19 protein-coding genes are annotated in these 21234 nt (G+C 69.4%); 8 read left to right on the forward strand and 11 right to left on the reverse strand.

Translation table 11 applies throughout. From position 1 onward, the window contains the following. Nucleotide 1: 1 nt before the first annotated feature. The 3 genes from C3B61_RS17705 to C3B61_RS17715 form a co-directional block, all read right to left on the reverse strand. On the reverse strand, nucleotides 2-925 hold the full coding sequence (locus C3B61_RS17705; RefSeq protein ID WP_244285990.1) for an ABC transporter ATP-binding protein: 924 nt from the start codon (nucleotides 923-925) through the stop codon (nucleotides 2-4). An 89-nt stretch (nucleotides 926-1014) separates the two neighbouring features. Next, nucleotides 1015-1677 (reverse strand): response regulator transcription factor, encoded by a 663-nt coding sequence (locus tag C3B61_RS17710; protein ID WP_103461794.1) that lies wholly within the window; start codon nucleotides 1675-1677, stop codon nucleotides 1015-1017. Then, on the reverse strand, nucleotides 1668-3002 hold the full coding sequence (locus C3B61_RS17715) for a sensor histidine kinase (protein WP_208858853.1): 1335 nt from the start codon (nucleotides 3000-3002) through the stop codon (nucleotides 1668-1670). The genes C3B61_RS17710 and C3B61_RS17715 overlap by 10 nt, the downstream gene beginning before the upstream one ends. A 129-nt stretch (nucleotides 3003-3131) precedes the next feature. On the opposite strand from C3B61_RS17715, the gene C3B61_RS17720 reads away from it, so the two are divergent. The 5 genes from C3B61_RS17720 to C3B61_RS19975 all read left to right on the forward strand — a co-directional run bounded on the left by C3B61_RS17720 (nucleotide 3132) and on the right by C3B61_RS19975 (nucleotide 7734). Then, a complete protein-coding gene (locus C3B61_RS17720; protein ID WP_208858854.1) occupies nucleotides 3132-4028 on the forward strand; it encodes an ABC transporter ATP-binding protein in 897 nt (298 codons plus the stop codon). After that, a complete protein-coding gene (locus tag C3B61_RS17725; RefSeq protein WP_103461796.1) occupies nucleotides 4025-4849 on the forward strand; it encodes an ABC transporter permease in 825 nt (274 codons plus the stop codon). Before C3B61_RS17720 ends, C3B61_RS17725 begins: the two co-directional genes overlap by 4 nt. Before the next feature lie 94 nt (nucleotides 4850-4943). Then, nucleotides 4944-5621 carry a response regulator transcription factor gene (locus tag C3B61_RS17730; protein ID WP_088456943.1) on the forward strand — a complete coding sequence of 226 codons (678 nt, stop codon included), beginning with the start codon at nucleotides 4944-4946 and terminating at the stop codon, nucleotides 5619-5621. Beyond that, nucleotides 5614-6954, forward strand: coding sequence for a sensor histidine kinase (locus C3B61_RS17735; protein WP_244285991.1), 1341 nt, complete (start codon nucleotides 5614-5616; stop codon nucleotides 6952-6954). Before C3B61_RS17730 ends, C3B61_RS17735 begins: the two co-directional genes overlap by 8 nt. A gap of 111 nt (nucleotides 6955-7065) precedes the next feature. Continuing rightward, nucleotides 7066-7734 carry a PepSY domain-containing protein gene (locus C3B61_RS19975; RefSeq protein WP_208858855.1) on the forward strand — a complete coding sequence of 223 codons (669 nt, stop codon included), beginning with the start codon at nucleotides 7066-7068 and terminating at the stop codon, nucleotides 7732-7734. 19 nt (nucleotides 7735-7753) lie between these two features. On the opposite strand, the gene C3B61_RS17745 is transcribed toward C3B61_RS19975, so the two are convergent. The 6 genes from C3B61_RS17745 to C3B61_RS17770 all read right to left on the reverse strand — a co-directional run bounded on the left by C3B61_RS17745 (nucleotide 7754) and on the right by C3B61_RS17770 (nucleotide 16697). Continuing rightward, entirely contained in the window at nucleotides 7754-8869 is a 1116-nt protein-coding gene (locus C3B61_RS17745) for an NmrA family NAD(P)-binding protein (protein ID WP_165791215.1), read from the reverse strand. Nucleotides 8870-9077: 208 nt separating this feature from the next. Continuing rightward, nucleotides 9078-11177 (reverse strand): alpha-galactosidase, encoded by a 2100-nt coding sequence (locus tag C3B61_RS17750; protein ID WP_103461798.1) that lies wholly within the window; start codon nucleotides 11175-11177, stop codon nucleotides 9078-9080. Nucleotides 11178-11352: 175 nt separating this feature from the next. After that, a complete protein-coding gene (locus tag C3B61_RS17755) occupies nucleotides 11353-12684 on the reverse strand; it encodes an ABC transporter substrate-binding protein (RefSeq protein WP_088456947.1) in 1332 nt (443 codons plus the stop codon). Nucleotides 12685-12784: 100 nt separating this feature from the next. Next, nucleotides 12785-13654 (reverse strand): carbohydrate ABC transporter permease, encoded by an 870-nt coding sequence (locus C3B61_RS17760; protein WP_198415085.1) that lies wholly within the window; start codon nucleotides 13652-13654, stop codon nucleotides 12785-12787. A gap of 41 nt (nucleotides 13655-13695) precedes the next feature. Next, the gene (locus C3B61_RS17765) at nucleotides 13696-14637 is read right to left on the reverse strand and encodes a carbohydrate ABC transporter permease (RefSeq protein ID WP_088456948.1); all 942 of its coding nucleotides are present in this window, start codon (nucleotides 14635-14637) and stop codon (nucleotides 13696-13698) included. Next, nucleotides 14634-16697: a beta-galactosidase gene (locus tag C3B61_RS17770; protein ID WP_103461879.1), complete on the reverse strand. Its 2064-nt coding sequence runs from the start codon at nucleotides 16695-16697 to the stop codon at nucleotides 14634-14636. Before C3B61_RS17770 ends, C3B61_RS17765 begins: the two co-directional genes overlap by 4 nt. Nucleotides 16698-16835: 138 nt before the next feature. On the opposite strand from C3B61_RS17770, the gene C3B61_RS17775 reads away from it, so the two are divergent. The 3 genes from C3B61_RS17775 to C3B61_RS17785 all read left to right on the forward strand — a co-directional run bounded on the left by C3B61_RS17775 (nucleotide 16836) and on the right by C3B61_RS17785 (nucleotide 19147). Further along, nucleotides 16836-17858 carry a LacI family DNA-binding transcriptional regulator gene (locus tag C3B61_RS17775; RefSeq protein WP_103461799.1) on the forward strand — a complete coding sequence of 341 codons (1023 nt, stop codon included), beginning with the start codon at nucleotides 16836-16838 and terminating at the stop codon, nucleotides 17856-17858. Between the two features lie 187 nt (nucleotides 17859-18045). After that, a complete protein-coding gene (locus tag C3B61_RS17780) occupies nucleotides 18046-18315 on the forward strand; it encodes an acylphosphatase (RefSeq protein ID WP_370290109.1) in 270 nt (89 codons plus the stop codon). 61 nt (nucleotides 18316-18376) lie between these two features. Then, nucleotides 18377-19147, forward strand: coding sequence for a Pr6Pr family membrane protein (locus C3B61_RS17785; protein WP_088456952.1), 771 nt, complete (start codon nucleotides 18377-18379; stop codon nucleotides 19145-19147). A gap of 25 nt (nucleotides 19148-19172) precedes the next feature. Here C3B61_RS17785 and C3B61_RS17790 read toward each other — a convergent pair whose 3' ends face one another. Both C3B61_RS17790 and C3B61_RS17795 read right to left on the reverse strand, forming a co-directional pair. Then, nucleotides 19173-19442 (reverse strand): hypothetical protein, encoded by a 270-nt coding sequence (locus C3B61_RS17790; RefSeq protein WP_104162633.1) that lies wholly within the window; start codon nucleotides 19440-19442, stop codon nucleotides 19173-19175. A gap of 277 nt (nucleotides 19443-19719) precedes the next feature. After that, on the reverse strand, nucleotides 19720-21156 hold the full coding sequence (locus C3B61_RS17795; RefSeq protein ID WP_103461801.1) for a flavin monoamine oxidase family protein: 1437 nt from the start codon (nucleotides 21154-21156) through the stop codon (nucleotides 19720-19722). Nucleotides 21157-21234 lie beyond the last annotated feature (78 nt).

A 21234-nucleotide genomic window follows, 5' to 3' on the forward strand; every position in this document is an offset into this window, starting at 1 on the left:
CTCAGGCACCTGCCATTTCGTTCTGGTCGCCATAGACGCTGACGAAGATCTCCTCGAGCGAGAGCTTGCTCGTGGTGAAACTCCGGATCAGAACGCCGGCATCGACCAGGTCGCGCAAGATCAAGGCCTCATCTACGGTGCCGATGAGGGTGAGTTCGGCGTAGTTGCGGTCGCGGAGGCTGATCTCGTAGTGCCCAGATGCGGGTATCTCGCCGGAGTAGCCGACCCGGATCATCGTGCCGCCGTACTGGTTCTGCACCTCAGGGATTGTGCCGTAGGCCTCCGCCCGGCCGCCCTTCAACAGGATCACCCGGTCGCACAGCCGCTCGACTTCCTCCATCTGGTGAGTGACCATCAGCACCGTGGCACCGGCCTTCTTCTGGTCCTCGATGATGTCCATCAGCAGTCGCCGGTTCACCGGGTCGAACCCCTTCGTGGGCTCGTCCAGGATCAGCAGCTCCGGGTCGTTCATGATCGTGACACCGAGCTGAACCTTCTGCTGCTGACCGCCGGAGAGCTTGTCCACCCGGACCTTCGCCTTATCCCCCAGCCCCACCCTCTCGAGATAGTTCGTCGACCAGGCCACCGCGGCTTTCTTACTCAGACCCTTGAGCTGGCCGAAGTACGTCATCACGGCGAGAACGGATTCCTTCTTATAGAGTCCGCGTTCTTCCGGGAGATAGCCCAGCCGGATGCCGGACTCCGGCGTGAACGGGCGCCCATCGATATGCAGGATGCCGGCAGTCGGGATGTAGATGCCCAGCAGCGCCCGCAGCGTGGTGGTCTTGCCGGAGCCGTTGGACCCGAGGAACCCGAACGTCTCGCCGCGCTGCACATCGAAGGAGAGGTCCCCGATGACCGTGGTGCCGGCGAAATCCATCCGGAAATGGTCGATGTGAACCAGAGACTCTGCTGCAGACGTCATGCCAACACCCTAGCGCCGGGCTGGGCTTCGCCGCAGGTAACCACCTTTTGACCAGCAGATTTCATCTGGGCCGCCGCGGACTCTCCCGCTTACTCCCCGGTAAGACCCGCGTCGTGCACGGTGCGCGCCACCTGCACCCGGTTCGTGGCCTCGAGCTTCGCGAACACGTGGCCGATGTGCGTCTTGACCGTCGCGACCCCCATGAACAGCCGTGCTGCGATCTCTGCATTTGACAGTCCGTGCCCGACCGAGATGGCCACTTCGAGTTCCCTCTCGGTCAGCCGGTCGAGCAGCGTGCCGGCCCGCTGCCGGCGCACGTCGGTGCCGCTGGTCACGGTGGCGATCAGCTGCGCCGTCACGCTGGGCGAGAGGGTCGACTCGCCGCCTGCGACCCGGCGCACCGCATCGACGAGGTCGGCCGGCGGGGTGTCCTTCAGCAGGAATCCCACCGCACCGTGCCGCAGTGCGGTGAGCACCAACTCGTCGGTGTCGAACGTCGTCAGCACGATCACCCGGGTGCGATCGCCGCGCGCCGTGAGCGCCCGGGTAGTTTCGAGGCCGTCGAGCCGCGGCATCCGAATGTCCATCAGCACCACGTGCGGGCCCACCCGCGCGATCAGATCGAGGGCTGCGAGGCCGTCGGCGGCTTCACCGACGATCTCGATCGATGGGTCGCCGCCGAGAATCATGCGCAGGCCCGCCCGAACGAGAGCGTCGTCGTCAACGATCACCACGCGGATGCTCACTGCCACGGCAGCCTCGCCGTCAGAACGAAGCGGCCGTGGACGTCGGTGCCGTGCTCGAGGCTGCCCCCGGCGAGCTCGGCACGCTCCTGCAGGCCGGTCAGGCCCATGCCGGCGCCATGGGTCGAAAGAACCGATGCCGGCGCAGTCGGGTTCCGCACCGACACCACCAACTCGTCGCCCAGTTTCTCGAGCTGCACGGTGACGGCGGCACCGGCAGCGTGTTTGCGTGCGTTCGTGAGCGCCTCCTGAACGATGCGATACGCGGCGCGGGAGACCGACTCGGAAAGCCCGTCAAGCTCGACCTGACCCAACGAGGAAGCACCGGTAACCGGGTCCACCCGATTACCCAGCCCGCTCACATCCACCGACACCTGCACTCCGCCCTCCCGTGAGTCGGCCAGCAGAGCGGGCAGCTCCGCGAGCGTCGGCTGCGGAGGCTCGGCGATGCCGGAGCCGGCACCGTCCGCGCCGCCGTCGCGGCTGCGGAGCACCCCCAGAATCTGCCGCAGTTCGGTGAGAGCCAGTTGCGCGTTGCCCTGGATGATCGTGGCCGCATCCACCGTCTCCTGCCGGGTCAGATCGGTGCGGAAGGTGAGCACGCCGGCGTGCAGCGACACCAGCGAGATGTGGTGGGCCAGCACATCGTGCATTTCGCGGGCGATCCGGGTGCGCTCGGCTTCCCGCGCGGAGTCCTCACGGAGCGCCTGCTCGCGTTCGGCGTTCTCGGCGCGTTCGCGGAGCGACGCCAGCAGATCACGGCGCGCCCCGATGTAGAAACCGGCGGTGGCGCAGATCGCGTAGATCGCAATGGCCAACCCGCCGGATGCCCAGGTCAGGCCCGCATCGATCGTCGCGCCGGGCACACTGGGCCGCAACACCAGCTCGTAGAACATGCCGGCGGCCACCCAGGTGAACCCGACTGCAACGACAGGTTTCCAGCGGCGCCGCGTGCTCATCGACACGATGGCCAGCGCCGCCGGCCCCACCGCGAACACCGACACCGCCGACAGGCCGGCCGTGAGCACCGCCGTCAGCACCGGCAGCCGACGGCGCAGCGGCAACAGGCCCACGGCGATCACGCCGAACAGGAGATCGAGCAGCAGGAAGCCGAAAATGGCGGCATTCGCGGCGTCCGAGAGAGTGCTGGGATCCTGCCCCAACACGTCCGCCAGGTTGATGATCATCAGCAGCAGCCCGAGGCCCACCGCCACCAGGTAGCGCCAGATCCTCGACCAGAGCCGCAACCCGGGTGCCGGCATCGGCGCCGGGCGCCGGGCGGCCGGCAGCGGCACGGCCCGGTCGGCTGGCGCGGTGCGCAGGCTGGCGGTCATATGTCCAGAGTAGGCGGCCCGCTCCGGCATCCGCTCACCCCTTCGTCTCTGTGCTCTCCTACTAACGGTGGAGGCAGCCGAGACCCGAGTCCGATTCGCCCTCACCGGCACGCCGGAACCATGGAGACCATGATCACCGCAGAGAAACTCACCAAGCGCTACCGCACCCGGGTCGCCGTCGACGATGTGTCGTTCACCGCCCTGCCCGGCCGCATCACCGGGTTTCTGGGCCCGAACGGTGCCGGCAAATCGACCACCATGCGCATGCTGTGCGGCCTGGCCGCGCCGAGCTCCGGCAGCAGCACCGTGCTGGGCGTGCCGTTCCGGGCGCTCGAGAATCCGGGCCGGCATGTGGGCGTGCTGCTGGACGCCTCCGCCCAACACAACGGTCGCACGGGTCGGGAATCCCTGGCGATCTCCGCACAGCTGATGCAGCTGCCCGCCCGCCGGGTCGACGAGGTGCTCGAGCTCGTCGGCCTCACCCCGGCAGAGGGCAGCGCTCGCATCCGCGGCTACTCGCTGGGCATGCGGCAGCGACTGGGACTGGCCGGCGCGCTGCTCGGCGACCCGCAAGTGCTCATTCTCGACGAACCGGCCAACGGCCTCGACCCGGCCGGTATTCGCTGGATGCGTGGGCTTCTCACCTCGTTCGCCGCCGCCGGCGGCACCGTGCTGCTGTCGTCCCATCTGCTGCTCGAGGTAGAGGCGGTGGCCGACGATCTCATCATCATCGGCCAGGGCCGGCTCCTTGCCCAGGGCAGTGCCGCCGAGCTGCTCGCCGTGGTGGGCACCCAGGTGCAGAGCCTCGACGATGATCGTCTCGGTGCGGCGCTGATCACGGCGGGGTTCGAGGTGACGGCCACGGCCGCCGGGCTCACCACATCCGCGACGGTCGCCGACGTCGGGCGGATTGCCCTCGGCTGCGCGATCGTCGTGACCGACCTGCGTCCGGCCGCCAAGGCCGGGCTGGAAGAACTGTTCTTCACCATGACCGCCTCAGACGGACGAGAGGATGTATCCGCATGAGCACGTATCGCAGCACGCACCAGGCCGTCGGTTCCGACACCGACCGATCGCCCTCGGGTCTGGCGACGGGCATCCGACCCGCTGTCGGTGGCATCCCGTTTCTCCGACTGTGCGCCGTGGAGTTGCGCAAGCAGCTCGACACCCGAGCAGGCCTGTGGCTGCTCGTGGCGATCGCCCTCGTGAACACGGGGTTCATCGCGCTCACCTTCTTCACCGCGGATGCGGCGAGCCTCACCTGGACGTCACTGGCTGAATCGGCGTCGCTGGGGCAGTTGCTGCTGCTGCCGCTGATCGGGGTGATGGCCGCAACGAGTGAGTGGTCGGCACGCACGGCGCTCTCAACGTTCACCCTCGAGCCCCGCCGCACCCGGGTGAATCTCGCCAAACTCGTGTCAGCAGGTTCGCTGGGTCTCATCGTGATGGTGGTGACGCTCCTGGTCAGCGCGGCGCTGAACCTCGCGGGCATCCTCTGGCAGGGCGCCGACGGGTCGTGGGCGCTGAACTGGGGCCTCGTGGGCGGAACCGCGCTCGCACTCGTGTTGCTGGTGTGGCAGGGCGTGGCGTTCGGGCTCGCGTTTCTGAGCACCCCCGTGGCGATCGTGGCCTACCTCGGCCTGCCGACGCTGTGGACGGTGCTGACCCTCACGATCGAGTCGCTGCGCGGCCCGGCGGAGTGGCTCGACGTCAACACGACGCTCAGCGTGCTGATGACGGGGGCGATGACCGCGGATGACTGGCCCCGCCTGGCCGTGTCGCTGGTGGTGTGGCTCGGGGTGCCGCTCGCATTCGGACTCTGGCGCACGGCGCGCCGGGAGCCGTAGCCGAGCCGGTCACGGCGGTTTCAGCTTGCCTTCAGCGGCATCGGCCACACTGGCAGCGGCGGCCGTGCGGCCGACCTACTGACGAGGGGGCCGGATGCGCGTGCTGGTGGTGGAGGACGAGGTGCGGCTCGCGACCGGGTTGAAGCGCGGCCTCGAGGCCGAGGGGTTCGCGGTCGATATCGCCGGCACCGGTCCGGATGGGCTCTGGCTGGCCCGCGAGAACGAGTATGCGGTCATCCTGCTCGACATCATGCTGCCGGGCCAGAGCGGCTACAGGGTCTGCGAGACCCTGCGGGCCGAGCAGAACTGGACCCCGATCCTGATGCTCACCGCCAAGGACGGCGAGTGGGACCAGGTCGAGGCCCTCGACACCGGCGCCGACGACTACCTCACCAAACCGTTCTCCTCCGCCGTGCTGCTGGCCCGGATGCGCGCCCTGATCCGCCGCGGCACCAGCGCCAGGCCCACCGTGCTGCGCGCCGGCGACCTGCACCTCGACCCCGCCACCCGCCGGGTCAGCCGGGGCGACGCATCCGTTGACGTCACCGCCCGGGAATTCGCGGTGCTCGAATACCTGATGCGCAACCGGGGCACCGTCGTGAGCAAGCGTGACGTGCTCGACAACGTCTGGGACTTCGACTTCGAGGGTGACCCCAACATCGTGGAGGTGTACGTGCGGCACCTGCGCAACAAGGTGGACCGGCCGTTCGACCGGGCCGCGATCGAGACCCTGCGCGGTGCCGGCTACCGGTTGGCGGCCAACGGTGGCTAAGCGGGCCCGCAGCCGGTCGTTGCGCGGCCGGATCACCCTGGTGTCCACCGCGATCGTTGCCGCAACGCTGGTCGGCGGTGCGGTCGTGTTCGCGCTGGTGCTCCGCGGTGTGCTGCTGGACGAATTGCACACGGCCGTGGAACGCGACCTCGAGCAGATCGAGACCGAGCTCGACACCGGCAGCGGCAGCGGTCTGAGCGGCCTTGACGCCGACGATGACGACGTGATCTTCCAGATCACCGACCGCTCCGGCACGCTCCTCGCCGCCAGCGAGGCGCTCGAGGGCCGGCAGCTGGGCATCGACGGCGACGACGACGCGCAGACCATCCGGGTACCAGACGAGGACACCGACTACCTGGTCGTGGCCGAAGGCCACGACGACGCCACCGTCGTCGCCGGCCGCTCGCTGGAGAACGTCGACGAGGCCGTCGCCACGGTCGGCGTGCTGCTGGCCGGAGCCGTGCCGCTGCTGACCGGGATCGTCGCGCTGCTCACCTGGATCGTGGTGGGCCGGGCGCTGGCCCCTGTCGAACGGATGCGCCGGGAGGTCGACGCCGTCACCGCCACCAACCTCGAGCGCCGCATCAACGACCCCGGCCGCGACGACGAGATCGGCCGGCTCGCGCACACCATGAACAGCATGCTCGACAGGCTCGACACCTCCCAGCGCGCCCAACGGCAGTTCGTCTCGGATGCCTCGCACGAGCTCCGCTCCCCGCTCGCGTCGCTGCGCCAGTACGCCGAGGTCGCCCAGGCGCATCCCGACAGGGTCAACCTCGGTGACCTGTCCGAGGCCGTTCTCGACGAGGGCGACCGGCTGGAGCGGCTGGTGGCGGGGATGCTGCTGCTGGCGCGGGTGTCCGAGCGCAGTGCCACGACGACCGGCACGGCCGTGGACCTGGACGACCTGATGCTCGCCGAGGCCCGCCGGCTGCGCGACACCATGGCGCTCAGCATCGACAGCACCGGGGTGGGTGCGGCCCGGGTGCACGGTGACCAGAACCTGCTCGGCCAGGTGGTGCGGAACCTCGTCGACAACGCCGCCCAGCACGCCTCCGGGCGGGTGAGCCTGTCGCTCGGCCTGGTCGACGGGCAGGCGCTGCTGACCGTGGAGGACGACGGCCACGGGGTGCCGCCCGGCGAGCGCGACCGCGTGTTCGAGCGCTTCGTGCGGCTGGACGAATCCCGGGCACGGGCATCCGGCGGCACCGGGCTGGGCCTGGCCATCGTTCGGGAGAGCGTGCAGGCGCACGGCGGCACCGTGCGCATCGTCGACAGCGCTCTGGGCGGCGCCCGGTTCGAGGTGCGCCTGCCCGCTGTTGCCGAGGCCTGACCTCGTTTCTGAAGCGGCCTTCAGCGGGCTTCAGCCTGGCTTCAGCGGTGGCTTGGCACAGTGGGCTTATCAGCCACGGCAGCCGTGGCACTCACGAACAAGGGACACACCATGAAGAAGAAAACCATCTGGATCACCGGTGCAGCCGTTGCCGCCGTTCTCGTGGTGGGCGGCGCCGGCCTGGCCATCGCCGACCCGTTCGAATCTGACGGCCCGCTCACCGGCAGCGCCCTCGACAAGGCCAGTGCCGCCGCGCTGGATGCCGTGGGCAGCGGCACGGTCACCGATACCGAGTCCGGCGACGACAACGACGCGCACGCCTACGAGGTGGAGGTGACCCTCGCCGATGGGACCGATGTCGACGTGGCACTGGATGAGAAGTTCGCCGTGCTCTGGGTCGACGGCCTGCCCGCGGATGGCGCAACCTCGGTGCCGGGAACCGGCAGCGGCTCGAACTCCGGCTCCGGCTCAGACGACGGTGACGGCCGCAGCGACGACACCGGCAGCGACGACTCGGCCACCGACGACACCGGCACTGACGACTCGGCCACCATGACCCCGCTCACCGACGCCGACCGCGACGCCGCCTCGGCCGCGGCGCTCGCCACCCTGCCCGCCGGCACCGTCGGCACCGTCGGCACCGTCACCGAGGTCGAGCGCAGTGACGACTTCGACCACGCCTACGAGGTCGAGATCACCCTCGAAAACGGTCAGGACGTCGACGTCGAGCTCGATGCGGCCTTCGCGGTGCTCAAGGTCGACGGCGCGCCGACCGCATAGCCCCGGCGGTCCTGGCGTTTCAGAGCCAGGTCTGGCGGTGGTCCTCGATGAAACCGCGCAGCGTGGTCGCCGGCCGACCGGTGAGCCGGCGGATGCCGCGATTCGGCAGTGCGGTCAGCCGCCGGCGCGCCGCCCGATACCAACTCGCCTGCGCAGCGATGTCCGGTCCGGTCACACCCTGTTTCGCCGCCAGCTCGGCGAACTCGGCCTCGGTCGTGGCGGTGTACCGGATGGGCCGACCGAGCACCTCGGTGAGACTCTCCGCCACCTGCGGGAAGCTCAGCGACTCCTCCCCCGCCAGGGAGTATGACTTGCCCAGATGACCGGGTTCGGTGAGCACCCGGGCGGCGCAGCGGCCCACGTCGGCCGCGTCGACGAACGCGACCCTGGCCCCGCCGGCCGGCAGCACGATTTCACTGCGCAGGCGAATGTCGTCGCGGTACAGGGTGGACAGGGTCTGCATCAGCACGTTCGGCCGCAGGATGGTGTGCGGCGTGCGGGTGCGCTTGAGGTACTGCTCCACCACGTGATGCGGCGACCGGGTGTCGAACCGCACACCGGGCGCCGACAGGAACACGATCTGCCGCACTCCGCTCTCCTCCATCGCCTGGTCGATGAACGGGATGAGGGTGCGCCCCACGGTGCCGATCGTGGGCGGCACGAGCAGGAACACCCTGTCGACGCCGGCGAGGGCGCGCGCCCAGGTGCTGCGGTCGGCGAAGTCGAAGGCGCGCACGATGGCCCCGCCGCCGCCGGTTGTGCCGGTTGCGGCCGCGGATGCGTCGGCCGCGCCGACAGTGCGTCCTGGCGGCGGCGAGGTGGGAAGGCCGCCCGGCTTGTGGGCCGGGTTGCGTGCCGGCTTCTGGTTGGGCGCCCGCAGCGGCTTACTGCCGGGTCGGGCTGTGCCGATCCGTGCAGTGCCGGGCCCGGCGGGCTGCTGGCCGGCCGCGGTGCCGCTGGCGCGCCGGGCGCCCTCGGCGATCCACCCGCGGGGGTCCCGCATGCCGGCGATCACGGTTTGGCCCGCCTCGGCCAGGGCATCCACGACGGCCCGCCCCACGGTGCCGGAGGCCCCGGTGACCAGGATCCCGCCCGACAGCACTGTGCGCCGCGGCGACGAGGTCTGCTCGGTCATGCCCCTTACGTTAGTGCCGCCCAGCCCCACATCCTCCGCGAAAGCGGGCGTGTGGCTGCCACGACCCCCTCGAAGCAACCACATAACCGCTCTCGCGGATCCACCCTCACGCTCTCGCACATCCACCCCCACGCGAAAGCGGGCATGTGGCTGCCACGACACCCACGAAGCGACCACATGGCCGCTTTCGCGGATGCTCAGGGCGCGGTCAGACCGCGTCGAGGGTGAACAGGGCCGCCTGCTCGGGGGTGAGGAGCGGGGCGGGCAGGCCCACCTCGGCGAGCACGGCGCCGGTAAGCACCAGCTCCCCCGCGTCGACAGCCAGCCACGCCGGCGGCACGGTCTGCACGGTGCGCGGCACCGGTCCTACGAGCAACGGTCGCACCCGGTAGCGTCGGGCGGGGTCCAGGCCGGGAAACCGAATCGGGGCGGGTAGCGCGGTGCGCGGCGCGGCCAGCGCGACCTGCGCGAACACGGCGGCGGAGCCATCCGTGGCCACCACGCCGTGCAGTTCGATCGCCGGGTCCGACCCGTCGGCGTGCACGACGTTGCCGCTGTGCAGCAGCGCCCGGTGCTCCTTGTATATCGCGATCCAGGCCGCGATCTGGTCGAGCTCGACGGCGGATGCCTGGGTGAGGTCCCACTCGATGCCGGCGCTGCCGAACAGTGCGGTGGCCAGCCGGAAGCCCAGCGCCGAGGTACGCCCGGTGGTGTGTGCGGTGGCGGCGCCGAGGTGGCCGCCGAGGTATTCCGGCGGCACCAGCACGCTCGTGTAGCGCTGGATCTGCTGGCGTTCCAGCGGGTCGTTGGTGTCGCTGGTCCAGACCCGATCTACCCGTTCGAGGATGCCCAGGTCGATGCGGCCGCCGCCGGACGCGCAGGACTCGATCTCCAGGCCCGGCTGCGCGGCGCGCACGGCGTCGATCAGCCGGTACAGCGCGGCGGTCTGCCGGTGCACGGAGCCGCCGAGCAGGTCCCGGTTGTGGTCCCACTTGAGGTACGCGATGGGGTATTCGGCCAACAGCGCGGTGAGGCGCTCGAGCAACCAGGCGAAGGCATCCGGGTTGGCCAGGTCGAGCACCCGCTGGCCGCGCCAGGTGGGGGCGGATGCCGAGCCGAGCAGCCAGTCCGGGTGCGCCCGGGCCAGGTCGGAGTCGGGGTTGACCATCTCCGGCTCCACCCAGAGGCCGAAGTCCAGGCCGGCCGCGTGCACCCGCTCGATCAGCGGGTGGAGGCCCTCGGGCCACTTGTCGGCGTCGACGAACCAGTCGCCGAGGGCGCGCTGGTCGTCGGTACGGCCGGAGAACCAGCCGTCGTCGAGTACAAACCGTTCCACGCCGACCTTCGCGGCGGCGTCGACGAGACGGCTCAGGGTGGGCAGATCGTGGTCGAAGTACACGGCCTCCCAGGTGTTCAGAAGCACCGGGCGCGGGCCGGTGATCGTCGACCAGGATCGGATCCACGGGTGCAGCCGGGCGCTGAGGCCGTCCAGGCCCGCGTCGGAGTACACCGCCACGGTCCACGGGCTGGTGTAGCTCGCTCCCGCAGCCAGGCTCAGCTCGCCGGGCGCGAGCAGTTCACCCGCGCCGAGGGCGGCGTAGCCCAGCGTGCTGCGTTCGGCCCAGACCAGCTTGTCGCCGCTGTGCGCCAGGTGCACCGCCCACACCTCACCACGGCGGAAGCCGAAACCGGGGGTGCCGGCCACGGTGAGGTAGGAGTCGTCGTGGCCGGGCCGGCCGTGCCGGGACTCGCGGCTCCAGACGCCCTGGCCGAGGATGCTGCGCTGCGGCCGCCGTTCGTGGCTCCACAGTCCGGTGAAGTCGAGCAGCTCGGCCGCCCGGTCGGGTACCGGCAGGATCGCGTCGAGGCCGGCGAGTTCGAGGGTGCCGGCGCCGCTGTTGGTGAGGGTGTGCCGCAGGCGCAGCACACCCTGCACGGTGAGTTCAAGCTCGGTCGAGACGGTGACGGATGCGTCAGCATCCGCCAGCTCGATGACCAGCGTGTTGTCGCCGCGCTCGTGCACAGCCACCAGAGCCAGCGCCGGGTCGAGGGTGCCCGTGCCGGTGCGGAACCCGCCGAGCGCGGGCCGGCCGCTCCAGCCCTCGGCGAGGGCGGGCAGCAGGCTGAGGCGGAGCGGCACGTCGAGGGAACTGGGGCCGACGGGCGGCACACTCGCGGCGGCCAGCGCGGCGAGGTCCGCCGCCGGCAGCTCGCCGAGGTCGGCGCCCCAGTGCACGATCACCGGCGTGCCGCTGCCGGACGCGTCGAGAACAAGGCTGGTGCCCGCGGCACGGAGGTGGTGGATCATGACACTGCTTTCTTCGTTGGATGAAGGAGGAGTTTGAGCACATCGCACGCGGACCTGCGGACCGCGACCCGTGCGTCGGGCACGACGCCGAGGCATCCGCACGCGTCACACACGACCGTACCGCCCGGCGCGAGGAGGCACCGGGCGGTACGGGGTAACGGGCAAAGCGGGTCAGCTACTCCTTGACGGGGATCGACTGCGCCTTGAGCGCGTCGACGGTGGCGCTCTGACCGGTGGTCAGGGCCTCCGCGAGGGTGCCGTTGCCGCTGACGGCTGCCTTGAAGCCATCCGAGACGTCGTTGTACGTCTGGGTCATGGTCGGACCCCAGACGAAGTCGCTCGACACCTGGCCGGAGGCGGCGGCGAACTCGTCGTAGATGGGCTGGTTGCCGTAGAACTCCACGCCTTCCTTGAGCACGGGCAGGTCCAGGCCGGCCTTGGCGGCCGGGTACAGGTTGGCTGCCTCGTTGAGCATGGTCAGCGACTCGCTCGAGCTGTTCAGCCACAGGGCGAACTGCGCGGCTTCGTACGGGTGCTCTGAGCCGGTGAACACTGCGGTGGACGAGCCACCCCAGTTGCCGCTGGCCTCATCGCCGGCTTCCCACTGCGGGGACTGGGCCACGGCCCACTTGCCGGCGGTGTCGGGCGCACCGCTGGCGATGGAGTTCGCACCCCAGGCTGCGGAGTTCCAGGTCCAGGCCGCGCCGGTGTTGTAGGCGTTGTCCCACTCGGTGGTCCACGGCGGCTGCGTCGAGACGAGGTCCCGGTCGATCAGGTCCTGCCAGTAGTCGGCCACCATGATCGACTCGTCCCCGGTGAGGTCGACGTTCCAGTTCTCGCCGTCGTTGCCGAACCAGGTTCCGCCGGCCTGCCAGACGAGCCCGGCGAACTGGTTGATGTCGCTCTGCGAGAAGTTGGTGATGTACGCGCCGGTGGCCCGCACCTGCTCGGCGGCGGTGGCGTACTCTTCCCAGGTGGTGGGGATCGCGATGCCGTTGGCCTCGAAGAGGTCGGCCCGGTAGAACATGGCCATCGGGCCGGAGTCCTGCGGGATGGCGTAGACGGCGTCGTCCTCGTTGAAGCTGACCTGGCCCCAGGTCCAGTCGACGAAGTCGGCCTTGGCGTCCATCACACCGTCGCAGGATGCGAGGTTGACCAGGCCGTCCTGCACGCGGAAGTTGGGCAGCGCGTCGTATTCAATCTGGCCGAGGTCGGGCGCATTGCCGGCCTCGAGCTGGTTGAAGAAGTTGGCGTAGGTGCCGCCGTTGCCGTTCGGGCCGGTCTGCACGGCCACCTGGATGTCGGGGTTGGCCTCGTTCCAGACGTCGACGACCTCTTCGATGCCGGGGATCCAGGACGTGAAGGTCAGATCGACCTTGCCCTCGGCGGGCTCGCAGGCAGCAGCGTCGGCGCTGTCGCTGGAGGTGCCGGAGGCTGAGCAGCCGGTCATGGCGACCGTGGCTGCGGTGAGCAGGGCAACGGTGGCCGCTCTCTTGGTGATTCGCATTGTTTTCCTTTGTTGGGGTGTTCGCTGAAAAGGAGTGGTGCAGGGTGACACGGATGGTGCGGGGTTGAGCCGGGTGAACAGTCGGAAGGAATCGAGGGGGTTACTTGACGCTGCCCGCACCGAGGCCGTTGCGCCAGAAGCGCTGCAGCAGCAGGAACAGGATGATCAGCGGGATGATCGACAGCAGCGCGCCGATCAGCACGTAGCCGCGGAGTTCGGGGATCTGGTTGACCTGCGAGTTCCAGGCGTAGAGGCCGAGGGTGACCGGGAACAGGGTCTCGTCGCGGAGCATGATCAGCGGCAGGAAGAAGTTGTTCCAGATGGCCACGAACTGGAAGAGGAACACCGTGACCAGGGCGGGGAACATCAGCTTCACCGAGACGGTGAAGAAGGTGCGCACCTCGCCGGCGCCGTCCAGGCGGGCGGCCTCGATCAGTTCGTCCGGCACGCTGGCCGAGGCGAAGATGCGGGTGAGGTACACGCCGAACGGGCTGACCAGGCTGGGCAGGAACACCGCCCAGAAGGTGTTGGTGAGACTGACCTGGCTGAAGATCAGGAACAGCGGCAGCGCCAGCGCGGTGGCGGGCACGAGGACCCCGCCGAGGACGATGTTGAACAGGAGTTCCCGGCCCGGGAAGCGGTACTTCGCCAGGGCGTAACCGCACATGGCGGCGAACAGGGTGGCCAGCAGGGCGCCGGCGCCGGCGTAGAGGGCGCTGTTGAGCATCCACTTGAGGAAGACGCCGTCACGGTAGGCGATCAGGTTGCCGATGTTGGCGAACAGGTTGAAGTCGGCGAACCAGAGCGGGTTGGTGCTGGTGAACTGGGAGCTGCTCTTGGTGCCGGCGACGAACAGCCACCAGATCGGGATGAGGAAGTAGAGCGTGAAGACCAGCATCACGGTCATCGCGCCGACGCGGGAGAGCGGGCTCTCCTTGGGTCCCTTCGGCGTGTTCTCGGCGCGGCGCATCGCGCGCTTGGTCGGGACGGCGACGGGCTCGGTGAGGGCGCTCATTTGCCTTCCTTCCGCTGGGTGAACTTGAGGAACGAGAACGAGAGCACGAAGGTGGCCAGGGCCAGCACCACGCTGAACGCGGCGGCGAGGTTCACGTTGGGGATCGAGGAGGTGGAGTAGACCATCAGGTTCGGGGTGAAGGTGCTGGTCACCGCGGAGCTGAAGGAGCGGAACACCTGCGGCTCGGCGAGCAGCTGCAGGGTGCCGATGATGGAGAAGATGCCGGTGAGCACGATCGCGGGCATGATCAGCGGGATCTTGATCGACCAGGCGATGCGCAACTGCCCTGCGCCGTCGAGGCGGGCGGCCTCGTAGATCTCGGTGGGGATGGCCAACAGTGCCGAGTAGATGATGAGCATGTTGTAGCCCACGTAGACCCAGGTGACGACGTTCGCGATGGCCCAGAGCACCAGGTCGGCGGAGAGGAAGCTGACGTTGCTGGTCAGTGCCGTGAACGGCGACAGGTTGGGTGAGTAGAGGAAGCCCCACATGATCGCGGCGATGACGCCGGGCACGGCGTACGGCACGAAGAAGGCGAGCCTGAAGAAGCGCTTGCCGCGCAGCAGCGGGCTGTCCAGCAGCAGCGCGAACAGCAGCGCCAGGCCGAGCATCACCGGAACCTGCACCACACCGAAGGCGAGCACCCGGGTGATCGACTCCCAGAACGGTCCGTTCTGGAACACCAGGATGTACTGGGTCAGGCCGCCGAACACCTCGGTGGCCTTGCCGAAGGTGCCGTCGCGCTCCACCACGAGCAGCGACTGGTAGATCGCGTAGCCGATCGGCAGCAGGTAGAACAGGGTGAACAGGATGGCGAACGGCACGATGAAAATCGCGATCGCGCCCGGGTGCGAGACCTTGATCTTGCGGGGCCGGGGCGCCGGGCTGCGGGAACCCGCACGCCGGGCATCCGCGGCCGGAAGGGCTGGTGCGCTCATGATGCGGTGTCCTCTCTGAGAACGCGTACGGCTCCGGCCGGTACGCGCAGGGTGCGGGCGATGTCGGCGCCGGTGACGAGCTCGACCCCCGCCGCGCTCACCTCCAGGTCGGTGTCGCCGTGGTTGATGATGAAGCGGTAGGAGCGGCCGGGCGCGGCGCGGCGGATGACCTCGATGAGGCCGTCGCCCTCCGGACCGACCGCGGTGACGTGAGCGTGCCCGGCGATGGTGCGGAGCACGTCGCGGTAGGTGTCGGCGTCTGGCGCGGTGGCCAGGTACCAGGCGGTGCCGGCGCCGTGCCGGTTGCGGGTGAGCGCGGGCACACCGGGCAGGGCGCCGTCGGTGTAGTGCACCACGGCCTCCGCGCCGGTCAGCTGCAGGCGTTCGGTCCACAGGGTCCCGGCGGCACCGGCCGCCAGACCGATCGGGGCGCCCAGGCCCACGGTGGTGCCGGGGCGGAGCGGCACGAACTCTTCGACGCGCACGCCGAGCACGTCGCGGAACGCGCCGGGGTAGCCACCGAGGCGCACCCTGTCGTCTTCGTCGACGATGCCGCTGTAGAACGTGACCAGGGTGTGGCCACCGGCGGCGACGTAACCGGCCAGGTTGTCGGCCTGGGCGTCGGTGACCAGGTAGAGAGCGGGCACCACGACGAGGTTGTAGCCGGCCAGGTCGGCATCCGGGGAGACGATGTCGACGGTGACGCCGAGCCTGTGCAGCGCGGTGTACGCGGCGTGCACCTGCTCGAGGTAGGTCACCGACTGCGACGGCCGGGATTCGCCGTCGCCGGCCCACCAGGCCTCCCAGCTGAACAGGATCGCGGCATCCGCGACGACGCGCGTGCCGATGATCTCGTCGAGCCTGTCGAGGGTGGCGCCCAACTCAACGACCTCACGCCAGAGCACGGTGTCGGTGCCGGCGTGCGGCACCAGTGCGGAGTGGAACTTCTCCGAGCCCTGCTGGGAGGCGCGCCACTGGAAGAAGCAGATCGCCTCGGCGCCGCGGGCCACGTGGGCCAGCGAGTTGCGGGTCAGCTCCCCCGGCGTCTTGGCCAGGTTCAGCGGCTGCCAGTTGACGGCGCTGGTGGCCTGTTCCATCAGCAGCCACGCGCCGCCGCCGGCCAGGCCGCGGGTGAGGTCGGCGGCGAAGGCCAGCTCGGTGGTGGGGTCGGCGAGGCGGTGGTCGAGGTAGTGGTCGTTGGCGATCACGTCAACGGCGGATGCCCAGGACCAGTAGTCGAGGTTGCGAATGTGCGCGGCGACCATGAAGTTCGTCGTGACGGGCAGGCTGCTGTGCCGGCGGATGACGGCTTCTTCGGCCTTGTAGTAACCCAGCAGCTCGTCGGAGCTGAACCGCTGGAAGTCGAGCACCTGGCCGGGGTTGCGGCTGGAGAGGGTGAGCCTGGGGGTGTGCACCTCGGCCCAGTCGGTGTAACGCTGGCTCCAGAAGCTGGTGCCCCAGGCGGCGTTGAGGGCGGCGATGCTGCCGTACTTGGCCTCGAGCCAGAGCCGGAACGCGGCGGCGGTGTCGTCGTCGTAGCAGAGCGCGTTGTGGCAGCCGAGTTCGTTGGAGACGTGCCAGAGGGCCACGGCGGGATGGTCGCCGAAGCGTGTGGCGACCTGCTCCACCAGGCGCAGCGCGTGCTCGCGGAACACCGGCGAGCTGGGGCACCAGGCCTGGCGGCCGCCGGGGTAGCGGGTGGTGCCGTCTTCGGTCTGCGGCAGGATCTCGGGGTGCAGGGTGGTCAACCACGGCGGCGGCGACGACGTGCCGGTACCCAGGTTCACCCGGATACCGTGGGCGTGCAGCAGGTCCACGATGGTGTCGAGCAGGGTGAAGTCGTACTCCCCCGGGGCCGGCTCCAGGGCGGACCAGCCGAAGATGTTGATCGCGACGAGGTCGACGCCGGCCTGCTGCATGAGGAGCACGTCCTCGGCCCAGACTTCCGGACCCCATTGCTCGGGGTTGTAGTCACAGCCGTAGGCGATGCCGTTCTGCACGAACGGTGTCGTCGGGGTGACCTGACGGGTCACGGCCGGGGTGGCTACTGGCGTGGTCATCTGCTCCTGCTTCATGCTACGTCTGTGAACGTGCACAGATCGAGGAGCAAATGACTCCCCGTTGAGTGTCTGTGAACGTACACAGAGTAAGTACAGCCTGCCCACGATGTCAAGCTCGGGGACGGGTACAGTTATCGAATGGTGACAATTCCGGGGCGGCGCAAGCGTGCGACGATCCACGACGTCGCCGCGGAGGCCGGCGTGTCTCGCGGCACCGTGAGCCGGGTGGTGAACAACGAACCCTACGTGTCGGCCGAGGCTCGTCTGGCCATCGAGGCGGCCATCGCGAAGGTCGGCTACGTGCCGAACACCGCCGCCCGCAACCTCGTCATGCAGCGCTCCCAGGCCGTGGGCCTGATCGTGCACGAACCGCATTCTTTGTTCCTCGAAGACCCCAACATCGGCGAGATCCTGCTCGGCGCCAACTCGGCGCTCTCCCTGGCCGACTACCAGATGGTCAGCCTGGTCATCGAGTCCGAGCGCGACACCGAGAGGGTGGCGCGGTACCTCAGCGGTGGCTTCGTCGACGGTGTCGTCGTCGTGTCGGCCCGGGAACAAGACCCGATCACCCGGGTAATCGAACGGCTCGACCTGCCGGCGGCGTTTGTCGGGCATCCGCAGGACCTGCGCGACCTGCCGTACGTGGGTATCAACAACCGCGCCGCGGCCCGCGCCATCACCGAGCGCCTGATCGGCACCGGCCGCCGCCGCATCGGCATGATCGCCGCGGCCCTGGACCGGGACTCCGGCGCCGACCGGCTGGCCGGCTTCACGGATGCCCTGGGCGACCGGTTCGACCCCGCGCTGGTGGCCCCGGTGCCGCTGTACACCTACGCCGACGGCCGCGACGGCATGCGCGCCCTACTGGCCCGCGAACCGCTGATCGACGGGGTCTTCGCGGCCTCCGACGTGATCGCCGCCGGCGCCCTGAACGCTCTGCGTGAGGACGGCCGCAGCGTGCCGGGCGACGTGGGCATCGTCGGCTTCGACGACAGCGCCTGGGCACTCCGGTGCCAGCCGTTGCTCTCCACGGTGCGCCAGCCCGCCAACGGCCTCGGCCAGCGCGCGGCCGAGTCGGTGCTCAGCCAGCTGCGCGGTGAGGCGCCGGAGCTCGGCGGCATCCTGCTCGACACCCAAATAGTCTGGCGCGACTCCGCCTGACCGCCGGCGGGTCGATCTCGAGAAGCCAACCCTATTCGTCGGTCGAGCTTGTCGAGACTCCGCGAGCCGACTTTTCAACGCATGTCCCCCGGTCTCGACAAGCCCAACCAATGGGATGGGAACGAACCGCAGACCTGACGGGCGGGCGGGGTTGTCGGGGCGGTGGCGTGCGCCCAGAATGGGGAGCGTGAGTCGCAAGCGAGTGATCGTCAACGGGATGGTTCAGGGCGTGGGGTTTCGGTATTACACCGAGGCGCAGGCCGGCACCCTCGGCCTGGGCGGTTTCGTGCGCAACCGGTCCGACGGCGCCGTCGAAGCCGAGATCGAGGGTGACGACGACGCGGTCGAACGGATGCTGGCCTGGCTGCACACCGGACCGCGTTCGGCGAGCGTGGAATCGGTGCAGGTGACCGACCTGGCCGAACACGGCGAGGCGAGTTTCAGCATCCGCCTGTAGCGACCCACCGCGATGCCGGTGATGGCCGCGGGCGACCGGCACTCTGGCGTACCGTGGGAGTATGGGCGCGCAGGCATCCGGTCCCGGCCGGACGGGACCGACGGTGCGCGAATCCTCCCCGCAACGGGAGGAACCACAGGCGCGCGAGCCGTTCCGCGCGCGCAAACGCCTGTCCATGCGGTCCAGTTACGGTATCGGCCGGCTGCTGTTGGCCGTCGCCGGGATTGCGGGGCTGATCGGCAACTACGAGTACGTGTTGCTGTTCCCCACCTTCGCCGCGTACAACGTGTTCACCTATTTCACGGTGCAGAGTGCGATCGCGGCGGTGATCGCGTTCGTGCTCGGCGCGATCGTGGCGTTCCGGCAGCCGAAGGACCCACAGTGGCTGGACGTGTTCCGGGCGCTCGTGACCACGTACATCCTGGTTTCCGGAATCGTGTTCCTCACCATCGTCATCCAGTCGTCATCGCGCGACTACTCGATCGAGGTGCCCTGGCCGAGCCAGGTGCTGCACTTCTACATCCCCACCCTGGCGCTGCTGGACTGGCTGACCGACACCGGCAAGGCCCGGCTGTCCTGGCGTTTTCTGCGCTGGATCCTGCCGTACCCGATCGCCTGGGGCATCTTCACGTTCGTGCGAGGCTCGTTCGTGGGCTGGTACCCGTACTTCTTCCTCGACCCGGCCCAGGTCAGCGGCCCGCTCGAGACCGCGTTCTACTGCCTGATCGCCGTACTGCTGTTCCTCGGCATCGCGGCAGTGCTCGTGGCCACGTCGCGGCTCAGTTGGCGTCCCCGCCCGCGCGGCGACCGCGCGTCATCGGTGCCCAACTAGAACCGGCCCGGCCGCGCCCGACCCGCTACTGCTCGACGGGGAGAAAGGTGTACTGGCTGGTGAGGTGCTCGGACTCGCAGGTACCGCAGTAGAGCACGCCGGAGGCCTGCATCGCCGAGACCCGCGGCGAACACTGGATCACCTTGGGACCGCAGCACGGGGAGATCACCATGTAAGCGCCGGGCTCGGCGGCGGCGTGGCCGCTCAGGCTCCGGTGGTGGTGGCTGCCCTCGCAGGGCAGGTTGGTGTCGAAGTCGAGCAGCGACACTGAATCAAGACTTGTCAGAATATACATGTTTCACACGGTCAATCAGAATTGGCATTGGCCGCGGTGCAGGTGGGACACCAGGATCGCGACCGCACCCGATGACCGACGGCGAAAAGCACCCACCCGGACTCCGTCGGCACGTCCAGTCGGGAAACGACTGGATCTCCCCGTGGGGGTGTCCCTGAGATGGGCGGCCCCTTCACCGACTAGACGTTTCGTGGAGCTTACACCGGAACTCTGAGCTTTGCTCGTTAATGTTCCGACGGCGAATCACTCCGCCCGGAGCCCCAAACAGAAGGGCCGGTCAGGGCGCCGGGGTGGCCGTGGCGACGACCGCGAACGGCTCGAGGCTGCGCAACGCGGCGTCGGTGAACTCCGTGTTGTCGGACTTCGCGAGCCCCAACGCGCGCTCGCCGCTGACAAAACCCACCAGGATCGGCTCGTTGGTAATCGGCATCATGTTCACCCAGACCCTGAAGTCGAGGGTGTCGTCTCCGACGGTGGTCCACAGGGCGGCGTCGGTGTCCCAGAACGGCTCCTCGAAGCGAAGCCAGATCTTGTCGAGAGCGCCCATCCCGAGCGCGGCGATCGCGCCCCGGTGCGCGAACGGCAGGGGCGGGTCGAATTCGATGACATCGCTCTTGAGCACGCCCAGCGGCACGGTCACGATCGCGCGGTCCACGGTGAGCGACTCGCCGGTGCCCAGGCGCAGGCTGACGGAGGTGTCGGTGTACGCCACCCGGGTCACCACGCTGGAGAAGAGCACGTCCAGGTCGGCCGCGTCTTCGTCGAGCAGCGCGCCGTAGCCGCCGAGCACGATGCGGATGTCGTCCGCGGCGGTCGTCGCCGGGGTGGGGGCATACCAGCCGGACATCTCCTCGGCCGGGGCACCGGACTCCAGGGTGGTGGAGGTGGCGAGCTGGTAGTCCAGCCAGTCGGCGTCGGAGACCCCGGCTTCGCCATCCGCCATCGACAGTGTGGCGGAGCCGTTGGCGATGAGGGCCTTGGCCAGGGAGGTGTCTTCGGCCTGCGCGGCGGCCCAGGCCAGCGCCGCGGTGACGGCGTCGGCGCCGACCGGAGAGACCGGGGTGACGGTGCCGGCCGGGGTGCGCGCCTCCGGGGTCGGCGTGAAGGGCGCGTGCGAGACCTCGAGGCCGGTGAACTCCTCGTCGAGGGAGTTGGTGCTGCCGGCGACGATGAACGACGGGCCGAGTTCGACGGGCATCGGCCAGGAGTCACTGGCGACGGTGTGGATGCGGCCGCCGAGCCTGTCGCGGGCCTCGATCACGAGCACGGTGAAACCGGCGTCGGTGAGCAGCCGGGCGGCGGCGACGCCGGCAGCTCCGGCGCCGATCACGGCCACCCGCTCGCCGGGTTCGGCGACGTCCGCCAGGGCCCTGGCGGCGCGCTGGCCGGAGCCGCGGGCGCCCTGCACGGTGCCGGGGGCGGTGTCTGAGAGCGCCTCCCCTGCGAGGAAGAGCCTGTCGAGGATGGGTTCGGCCAGGTCCTCGCGCTGCTGAGGCGTTGAGGAGACCGCCGCGAAGCTGTAGGAGCCGCGGGCGAACGGGTCATCGGACCAGGAGCTGCGCAGCATGTCCTGGGGCTGCGGCACCAGGGACGGCGCCGGCGTGGCGGAGGGAGTGGGCGAGCCCGTCGGCGTGGGCTTGGGCGGCACGCATCCGCTGAGCGCGAGCAGGGAGAGCCCGGAAAGGGAGCTGATCAGGAAGGTCCGACGTTGCATCGCTGTGTTCGCGTCAGGTGACGCACTCCTCTCGGCCCCTCGAAGTGGTACCCCTCACGCTACCTCAGGCCGTGGCCG

Origin of the sequence: Cryobacterium zongtaii, assembly GCF_002909375.1 — a bacterium.
Lineage (GTDB): Bacteria > Actinomycetota > Actinomycetes > Actinomycetales > Microbacteriaceae > Cryobacterium > Cryobacterium zongtaii.